Source organism: Corynebacterium sp. DNF00584 (genome assembly GCF_001552965.1).
Lineage (GTDB): Bacteria > Actinomycetota > Actinomycetes > Mycobacteriales > Mycobacteriaceae > Corynebacterium > Corynebacterium phoceense.
The window spans coordinates 1-6745 of the sequence record NZ_KQ959763.1; the positions used below are offsets into that span (position 1 = coordinate 1).

The 6745-nt window shown below is 53.6% G+C and carries 6 protein-coding genes and 1 pseudogene; 1 reads left to right on the forward strand and 6 read right to left on the reverse strand.

The annotated features are described in order from the left end of the window. A pseudogene (locus HMPREF0307_RS12990) lies at window positions 1–943 on the forward strand (hypothetical protein); the annotation flags it as partial. A gap of 257 nt (window positions 944–1200) precedes the next feature. Here the strand turns inward: HMPREF0307_RS12990 and HMPREF0307_RS09340 are convergent. From HMPREF0307_RS09340 to HMPREF0307_RS13485, 6 genes are all read right to left on the reverse strand, one after another. After that, entirely contained in the window at window positions 1201–1782 is a 582-nt protein-coding gene (locus HMPREF0307_RS09340) for an NADPH-dependent FMN reductase (protein ID WP_022862715.1), read from the reverse strand. 40 nt (window positions 1783–1822) lie between these two features. Then, window positions 1823–2095 carry a hypothetical protein gene (locus HMPREF0307_RS12995; RefSeq protein ID WP_133065267.1) on the reverse strand — a complete coding sequence of 91 codons (273 nt, stop codon included), beginning with the start codon at window positions 2093–2095 and terminating at the stop codon, window positions 1823–1825. After that, window positions 2076–3101 carry a class 1b ribonucleoside-diphosphate reductase subunit beta gene (gene nrdF / locus HMPREF0307_RS09345; RefSeq protein WP_034666259.1) on the reverse strand — a complete coding sequence of 342 codons (1026 nt, stop codon included), beginning with the start codon at window positions 3099–3101 and terminating at the stop codon, window positions 2076–2078. The genes HMPREF0307_RS12995 and nrdF overlap by 20 nt, the downstream gene beginning before the upstream one ends. Before the next feature lie 51 nt (window positions 3102–3152). Beyond that, a complete protein-coding gene (gene nrdE / locus HMPREF0307_RS09350) occupies window positions 3153–5348 on the reverse strand; it encodes a class 1b ribonucleoside-diphosphate reductase subunit alpha (RefSeq protein WP_034666261.1) in 2196 nt (731 codons plus the stop codon). A gap of 67 nt (window positions 5349–5415) precedes the next feature. After that, window positions 5416–5865: a class Ib ribonucleoside-diphosphate reductase assembly flavoprotein NrdI gene (nrdI, locus tag HMPREF0307_RS09355; RefSeq protein ID WP_066492211.1), complete on the reverse strand. Its 450-nt coding sequence runs from the start codon at window positions 5863–5865 to the stop codon at window positions 5416–5418. A gap of 116 nt (window positions 5866–5981) precedes the next feature. Next, on the reverse strand, window positions 5982–6662 hold the full coding sequence (locus HMPREF0307_RS13485; RefSeq protein ID WP_022862719.1) for a metal-dependent transcriptional regulator: 681 nt from the start codon (window positions 6660–6662) through the stop codon (window positions 5982–5984). Window positions 6663–6745 lie beyond the last annotated feature (83 nt).

Genomic DNA, 6745 nt, shown 5'->3' on the forward strand with positions numbered 1-6745 from the left:
TCCACTACGTGTCCACGATTTGCGGGCAACCCCATACCCGGTAGAGCTAGATGTGTCTGAACGTCACAATGAGTCGCTGAATCTTGACCGTTACGTCGAACAGCAGGACCGGGAGCGCGACCTTGCGAACCGTGAGGACGAGGTGGAACGGAAGCACAGCTCCGTACAGCGAGATGTCGATGCTGCAGCGAAAGACCGCAAGCAAGCTGCAGAAGAACTCGAACGGGCGCAGCAGGCCCGTGAAGAAGCCCAGCGTGTGCAGGAAAATGCTGAACAGCAGGCTCGCGAGGTTGCCGAGCGCGTACTCAAAGAAGCACGCGAGAAGGCCGAGCAGGACGCCGAAAAGATTCGTGGTGATGCACAGAAGGATGCTGAACAGGAGTTGGGTCTTGCCGAGGCACAGGCGGAAGAGTTGCTGGACCGTGCCAAGGAGGTTGAGAGCGCCGCCGAAGCCAAGCTCAAGCGTGTAGAGCAGGAAGCTGAACAGCTCCGCAGCGAAGCACGCGAAAAGGCCGAGCAAGAAGCCGAGCAGATCCGCAGTGACGCACGCAAAGAAGCTGAGCAGACGCTGGGTCTCGCTGAAGCTCAGGCAGATGAGCTGCTTGACCTTGCCGAAGAATTCGGCAGTGAAGAACATGATGAGGCCACACGTGACGCTGCAGTAACGCGCGAGGAAGCAGAGCAGGAAGCGAAGATCATCATCGAGGAAGCAACGCAGTCGTTGCAGGAGATTTCGCATGTTGATCAGGACTTTTTGCGGGTCGAGATTGACAGCAACCCAGAGATGAAGCAACGGTACCGCGAGATCGTCATCGACCGTACTCAGGAGGAAAGCGCTGCAGTACTGCGTCGCGCGCTGGAACGCATCGCTAAGCGCCGCCAGCAGGAGCAACAGCGCGACCACGACGGTGACAAGGAGTCCCCCGACGGTGGCAAGCCGTAGATGGGGGTCTCCCCTGCCCTGTATGGCCCTGTAGCGGCCTAACAGGATGTCGCCAGGGTCAGTGTCCAGCGACAGCGCTAAAACCGCTCTAATTCAGCGAAAATCGAAGAATTAGAGCGGTGTTTTTTGAAGCGTCCTGGGTTCAGATTCAGGTAACTCAAGGATGAGTGTGAATCCGGGGTTTGTGTCTTTGAGAAGGCCCTTTAGAAGCCTTCAAGTACTTCGTAGAGGGCGGTGGCTAGGGTTAGTCGCCGTCGCTAGCTGTGCTTGGCTGTTAATGTCATGTCGACCAACTGCAGGAAGCGTATAACGTAGTCTTTGACAAAGCCTGCGGTGCCTTCATTGAGATGGCCGGAGTCTTCGAAGAGGGTGGGGGATTGGCCAAGGAATACCTCGGGCTGACCAGGAAGCGGCATATCGAAGTAGGACAGGGCGAGCCGGAGGTTCTTCTGTGAACTGTAGCCGCCCATGCGGCCTACAGAGTGACTGATGATACCTGCGGGAAGGTTCTTCCAAGCCACATCCGAGTTGGGCTTGGAACCGATGTCCACTGCATTCTTGAGACAGGCAGGGATAGTACGGTTATTTTCCGGGGTAACAAAGAGGACGCCGCTCGAGTTCTTGATGGTGTCGCGGAAAGTGGTGTACTCAGCTGGAATGGGCTTGTCCGTGACCGAGGGGTCATCGTAGTCGAAGTCATAGAGCGGCAAGTCACGGATTTCAACGATGTCTGCCTGGTAGTTTTCAGGGATCATTGTGAGCACTTCGTGTGCAATCTTGCGCGCAAATGAGCCGCGGCGCAGGCTGCCGACGATAACACTAATGCGTGGGGTGGTCATAGGAAGTCCTTTCTTCTTAGTTGGGCGTAGGTACGTGCGATCAAGGGAGAAAAGGCTTGCAGCCAAAGGCAGGCGGTGGCCCGGCGGCGTGGGCGGCAGTAAGAAAGTTATCCACTTTGTCTTCTTCATGGCGGAAGTACAGTTCGATGAGTCCTAACAGTCCCCCGAGGACGGCCTCCCGTGCGGCGGACGTATCCAAAAGCCGCATGGCTGCTGGTTGGTTTCCTTCGCGGATGGCTTCAAACAGCGCGATGGTCTCAAGCCAGCTTCCTTGGTCTGGTCGTGGAAACGGTTTAGAAATCCCAGTCATCATCACTCGTTTCTTCAGCGGTGCCAATGACATAGGAGGAACCGGAGCCGGAGAAGAAGTCATGGTTTTCATCTGCTCCAGGTGCTAGGGCAGCGAGGATTTCCGGGTTCACTTCCGTTTCTTCAGGTGGGAAGTAGTCCGGGTAGCCCAAATTCATGAGCGCCTTATTGGCGTTATAGCGAACGAATACAGCTACATCATCCATGAGCCCCAACGGCTCATATAGCTCGCCGGAATAATCCAGCTCTAGGGCATAAAGCTCTTCGAGCAAGGAAATAGTGAAATCATGCATCTCCTGTTGCCGTTGTGGAGCAGACGTTTCCAGTCCGCGCTGGTACTTGTAGCCTGAGTAGTAACCGTGCACTGCCTTGTCACGCAGAATGAGGCGAATCATGTCTGCCGTATTTGTCAGGGTGGCGTGGACGGAAAAATGCAGGGGAAGATAGAAACCCGCGTAGAGAAGCAGCGAGGAAAGCAGCGTCGATGACACTTTGCGCTTGAGTGGATCGGGTCCAAAATAATGAGTGAGCACTTTTTTGGCGCGTGCCTGGAGAAGGTCATTATTCACCGCCCAGCGGTATGCCTCATCAATTTCTTTCGTACTGCTCAAAGTAGAAAACACTGAAGAGTAAGAACGGGCATGGACTGATTGCATGAAGGCGATGTTGGTATACACGGCCTCCTCGTGCTCGGTGCGGGCATCTTGGATCTGACAGATTTCGCCCACAGTGGCCTGGACGGTGTCCAGGGTGGTGAGTCCCGTGAACACCCGCATGGTGAGGTTGCGTTCCTCCGGTGTCATCCTCTGCCACGCCGGGAGATCGTTTGAAAGTGGAACCTTTTCTGGCAACCAAAAGTTGGCGGTGAGGCGGTTCCACACTTCAAGATCCTTCTCATCGCTCACCCGATTCCAATTGATGGCGCGGATGCGGGCTGAAGGGTCATGCCGGTAACTTGGCGGCGTAACTGAGATGCTGGTTAGCTCAGCAGTGTTTGATGTTGAAGACATAGCTTCTTTCTTTCTTGATGGATGGTTGTGAATGAAGGAAGGACCGTGTTCCTACAGAGCACAGGAAACGCAGCCTTCGACCTCGGTTCCCTGGAGTGCAGGTTGGCGTAAACGGATGTAGTACAAGGTCTTGATTCCGGCTTTCCAGGCATAGATTTGTGCCTTGTTGATGTCCCGCGTAGTGGTGTCAGCGGTGAAGAACAAAGTCAGGGAAAGCCCTTGGTCCACGTGTTGGGTGGCCATAGCGTAGGTGTCGATGATTTTTTTGTACCCCACGGTGTAGGAGTCATCGAAATACTCCAAGTTGTCGTTGGTCATTTCCGGTGCGGGGTAGTACACGCGCCCCAAGCGGCCTTCCTTGCGTATTTCAATCTTGGAGGCAATCGGGTGTATGGACGCGGTGGAGTCATTGATGTAGGAAATTGATCCAGTGGGTGGAACTGCCTGCAAGTAGGCGTTGTAGATGCCGTCTTGCATCACTTGGTTCTTGAGCCACAGCCAATCCTCGCGTTGAGGAATCTGCACGCCAGCCTCATGGAATAGCTGTTTTACGTGGTCAGTGGCCGGCGCCCAGTCTTGGTCGATGTACTTGTCGAAGTAGACGCCAGTGGCATAGGTGGATTCTTCAAAGCCAGTGAATCGTTGACCTTTCTCAACCGCTAGCGCATGGGATGCACGGAGCGCATGATAGGTCACGGTCAGGAAATAGATATTTGTAAAGTCCAGTGCTTCGGCGCAGCCATAAGGAATACGCTTGGAAGCCAGGAAACCGTGGAGATTCATTTGGCCCAACCCGATGGCATGCATGGATGCATTACCGTGAGCGATGGAAGGAACAGCTTCGATATTTGTTAGGTCTGAGACCTTCGTGAGAGCGCGCACCGCGGTTTCAACAGTTTCCCCAAAGTCCGGTGATTCAAAAGCTTTAGCGATGTTGAGCGACCCTAGATTGCAGGAAATGTCCTGGCCAACGGTGGTGTAGTTACCTGAGGCGCCGTAGGTGGATGGCGTGTTGACCTGGAGGATCTCACTACACAGATTGGACATATTGATATGTCCTTTGAGGGGATTAGCGCGGTTGACCGTATCCTCAAAGAGTATGTAGGGGTATCCAGATTCAAACTGAAGCTCAGCCAGCGTGGTGAAAAACTCGCGGGCCTTGATAGTCGTATGAGAAATTCGCGGATTGGAAACCAGCTCGTCGTAATACTCGGTGATAGACATGTCAGACATGGCTACGCCGTACTCGCGAGCGATGTCATACGGGCTAAAAAGATGCATATCCTTGTTCTCTTTGGCCAGCTGGAAGGTTATATCTGGAATAACAACTCCCAGCGAAAGAGTCTTAATGCGGACTTTCTCATCGGCATTTTCCCGCTTGGTATCCAGGAAACGAAGAATATCTGGATGGTGCGCATGTAGGTAGACGGCTCCAGCGCCCTGTCGAGCGCCCAATTGGTTGGCATAGCTGAAGCTATCTTCCAGAATTTTCATGACTGGGACTACGCCGGAAGCTTGGTTCTCAATCTTTTTGATTGGGGCTCCGGATTCGCGCAGATTGCTCAGTAACAAGGCCACACCACCGCCGCGTTTTGAAAGCTGCAGTGCAGAGTTCACGCTGCGGCCAATGCTTTCCAAATTGTCTTCGATGCGAAGGAGGAAGCAGGAGACCATTTCGCCACGCTGGGCTTTTCCTGCGTTGAGAAAAGTAGGGGTGGCGGGCTGGAAGCGTCCGGTCATGATGTCATCCACCAGCTTCTCCGCAAGCTCTTCATCGCCCTGTGCAAGGTACAAAGCTGTGGTGGCGACGCGTTCTTCGTAGCCTTCCAGAAATCGCGAGCCATCAAAGGTTTTCAGTGCGTATGAAGTAAAGAACTTAAATGCGCCGAGGAAAGTGCGGAACTGATGCTTGGCTCGGTGGGCTCTGTCGTACATAGTGCACAGAAAATCGTCATCATAAAGCTCAAGGAATTCCCGCTCGTAGTATTCGTTATCAACCAACCACTCCAAGCGCTGCTTGGTGGATTCAAACTGATGCATGCGGGGAGTGACATGGTGCGCTAAAAAGTCTTGTGTTGCCTCAATGTCCTTGTCGAACTGGATTCTTCCCGAATCGTCGAATAGGTTCAGCTGCGCGTTGAGTGCATGGTAGCTCTTGCGCTTACCGACACCGCCGGCATCGTCTGCTGAAGCGGTGCGGGGCGTAGGGCCAATGGGCTGTGTGGGGGTGGCCTTAAGTGGCGGCATTGTGGTTTCCAATCTGTGTGTTGCGGATGTGGTCTTCATTTTGTGGGAAATCAATGGGGTGTAATTGTTAGTTGCTTTGCTGCACCCAAAACTTGTGAAGGCCCTGCTTTACAGCGGCAACGTCCTTCTGCGTGCCGAGTAGCTCGAAGTGATACAGCTCTGGAACGTGGCACTTAGCGGAAATGATGCGGCCGGCGACGCAGTAAGCGCTTCCGAAGTTGGTATTGCCTGAGGTAATCACGCCCCGGATAAAGGAACGGTTGATTGGGTCATTGAGGAAGTCGATGACCTGTTTGGGGACTGCGCGTTTGAGCGAGCCACCGCCGTAGGTTGGAACGATGAGTACGTACGGGTGTGAAACCTGGATCATTCCGGTTTTCTTGGGCCGCAGTGGAATGCGCACTGCGGGTCTATCTAAGCGTTCGACGAATCTTTTTGTGTTTTCAGAAACGCTAGAAAAGTACACCAAATCTGGTGAGTCTGACATGACAATCCTGCTCATCCTGGCCTTAGCCATAAGTGGGATAGGTGATGATCGAAAAGATTAACTACGTACTACCGTAGTTGCAAACTACGCCGCACCGTAGTTTTTAAAAGGGCAGGTAGGGACAGGATTAATGAGAAAGGGAAAGACTACAGGCTGTGGTGTGCTACAAACACTGCGTCCGTAGCTGGGCGCCCAAGTACTACCCACTGAGTACTGTCGGCTACCTGTACTTCGAGCGATTCTGAAAAGGGCGTTCCTTCGCGCGTGGTAAGAACAGCCCCAATGACGATGCCTTGCTCTTTGAGGAAGGCCAGCAGTTGTGGGTCGGAATCAGAAATGCGTTCCACGGTCACCTGCGGTTGTGCGCCGCTGTCGGTGAGACGGTGCGCACTGGGGATAGTGACCTGTCCATCAACCGTAGGGATAGGGTCGCCGTGTGGATCCCTAGTGGGGTAATTGAGGAACTTATCCACGCGCTCTATGAGCATGTCAGACACCGCGTGTTCAAGATTTTCGGCTTCATCATGGACCTCGTCCCACGTATAATCCAATGCTTGAACCAAAAAAGACTCAAGCAATCGGTGGCGGCGCACCATGACCAATGCGTACTGCCTGCCAAGTTCGGTTAACTCCACAGAGCCATAGGGCGTGTGTGACACGAGCCCTTGCTTCGACATTTTGCGCACTGCATCGGAGACCGAGGAGAGCTTGAGTCCCAGCTGTTTCGCTATAAGTGTGGCGGTAACGGGCTCGGATGACCATTCCTTTAGCCCCCAGATAGCTTTCAAATAGTTCTGGGTACTGGTGGACAGCTCAGAAACAGACATGAGTAAATGTTAACCCAGCTTCCGTATGCGCCTTAGGCGCTGTGCCCCATGAAGCGTCCTGGGTTTAGTTCCGCTTCTTTTAC